The 2,207-nt window shown below is 38.4% G+C and carries 3 protein-coding genes; all 3 read right to left on the bottom strand.

Translation table 11 applies throughout. The annotated features are described in order from the left end of the window. Positions 1–74: 74 nt before the first annotated feature. Genes AC1DRF_RS24100 through AC1DRF_RS24090 form a run of 3 tightly spaced genes read right to left on the bottom strand, consistent with a single transcriptional unit; the run spans position 75 to position 2,039 of the window. Positions 75–593, bottom strand: a complete 519-nt coding sequence (locus AC1DRF_RS24100; RefSeq protein WP_477741882.1) for a hypothetical protein — start codon at positions 591–593, stop codon at positions 75–77. Continuing rightward, positions 581–1,258 carry a response regulator transcription factor gene (locus tag AC1DRF_RS24095; RefSeq protein WP_477741881.1) on the bottom strand — a complete coding sequence of 226 codons (678 nt, stop codon included), beginning with the start codon at positions 1,256–1,258 and terminating at the stop codon, positions 581–583. The genes AC1DRF_RS24100 and AC1DRF_RS24095 overlap by 13 nt, the downstream gene beginning before the upstream one ends. 7 nt (positions 1,259–1,265) lie before the next feature. Next, a complete protein-coding gene (locus AC1DRF_RS24090) occupies positions 1,266–2,039 on the bottom strand; it encodes an ABC transporter permease (RefSeq protein WP_082178509.1) in 774 nt (257 codons plus the stop codon). Positions 2,040–2,207 lie beyond the last annotated feature (168 nt).

Genomic DNA, 2,207 nt, shown 5'->3' with positions numbered 1-2,207 from the left:
CCTTTTATTACTTCACTTAGATTATTAGATGAAGTTAACCGCGGATTTGGCTAGCGATTTGGTTATCTGTATCTTCAAGAACGTTTGCACCATTTAATATTTGGGTTAGTCGAAGCCATGTTTAATTGATATCTCAGCGCAATGGCCCCGTTTACCTCGTCTTTTGAATTAAAAAGCGGATAGACTTTTATAATATATTTACCTGAATGGATGTTTGTATTAACCTGAGAATAAAAATCGCGTTTGCTCTTTATATATGAAGTGGGCATGGATCCATACACGATTTGTCCTTCTTTATTCATAATTTGATAATCCATTCCTTCTAGCGGAATAACTGATTCTACTTGGTTTTTAGCACTTTTAGAAAGAAGCGCATCTTCCTTTTTGTTCACAAACTGGATAATTTCTGGGATTTTCTTTTCATAATAATTTGCCGGATTCAGTGCTCCGGGCATAAAAACCCAGTTCACTGAGATGACAATTCCCCACGTTAAAAGTGTCGCAAGCAGGCTATACAGCAAAATCAAATGAAAAGATAAAACAAACTGCGCTTTTAACGTTGCCCGGTTCATCCATTTTTTTATTTTACCCATTTGTAGCCAATGCCCCAAACGGTCGAGATATAAGGTGTTTCGTCATATTTTAGTAGTTTTGCTCTAATTTTTTTCACGTGTTCTGTAATCGTAGACGAATCGCCTTCCGCGTCGTAGCCCCAAACTTTTTCATACAGCTGCTCACGTGTAAAAACCTGACCTGGATGAAGAGCGAGGAAATGAATAATCTCAAATTCTCTTGAAGTAAACGGAATCACTTCATTGTTATGTAAAATTTGATAGCCGTTTAAATCAATGGTTAACTCTCCAAAATGAAGCCTATTATAGGAGTTACTATTAATTCTTTGCTCCCGGCGCAGATGGGCGTAAATCCGGGCTTTTAGTTCTTTCATGCTAAAAGGCTTAACTAAATAATCATCTCCACCGACTAATAGTCCTTTTACTCTGTCCTGCTCCGTTTGCTTGGCGCTTAAAAAGATGATGGGACATGATATGCTTTTTCGGATCAATTCACAAAGAGCAAAGCCGTCCATGCCTGGCATCATCACATCCAGCACAATTAAGTCTGGATTTACTTTTAGCTTCTTTAACGCTTCTTGACCGTCGTAAGCGAACATCACCTCATATCCTTCATCTTGCAGCGCATCTTTCATAAACGAAATAATGTCTTTTTCGTCGTCTACTAGTAAAATTGTTTGCTTCATCTCCAGCTCACCCTACCCATTCTTTCTTTTTCCATACGAATAGGTTTATTATAAGGCTAATAAGCAAGATTGGAAATAATAGGTTCACTAAAAATTCAGAGTTTGGCCTGCTTAATTCATGAAAAACAGAATCGGTTACGGAGAAAAAGAAGCTTAGTTTATCTGACACATACACACTTCCAATTAAAGCACCAATAGTTGCTACGTAAGATAAAATGGAATTAGGCATAAGAACACTCAGGATACTCCCGATACTAATAACCGCTATAAAGATGCAAAAACAAATGCCGTAAAATTTCAGCGAATATAGGAACGCCCCTAAAGTCCCTAGCGTATGTCCGCCTAAAAACGTTGTTTCGTTTACGTGAGGCATAGCTAGCTTCCCAACACACGTGCCCACTACCCACGTAATACAAAGAATAAGAAAAACTAACAAACATTGAACGGCCCATTTTACAAAAAACAGCTTTACACGATGATGCGGTCGAATCAATACCATGCGCAAAGCTCCGGACGTGTACTCGCCGTTAAAACTATCTGCAACAAACATAGGAATGACAATAAACGTAATAACAAACGACAGTTCTCGAAGAAACAAGGGCGCGGAATTTAAAGAATCAATTTTCACGTCATGGTCTGCATCGAAAAACGAAGTGCCTCCCATTCGAAATAAAAAGAACCAAATAAAAGCAAGTAACCCTGCGTACACGGCTAATACAGCCGCTGTTTTCTTTCGTTTAAACGTTCGCTCTAATTCACTGATAAAAAGTCCTGTCATCATGTCTTCTCTCCTTTTATAAAAATGATTCTTTTTTTCGAATCGCTACATACGTTAAACCGCTAAAAAACAGAACATAAAAACCTAACACGCCGAAATTCCAGCCTACAAATTGCGGTTTCTCTGCCATCATGACTGTGATTCCCTGCCATTGAATCATCGGTACAGAAG

It is taken from the genome of Priestia sp. P5_B4, from assembly GCF_056400385.1.
This window is presented reverse-complemented; position numbering and strand designations above follow the sequence as displayed.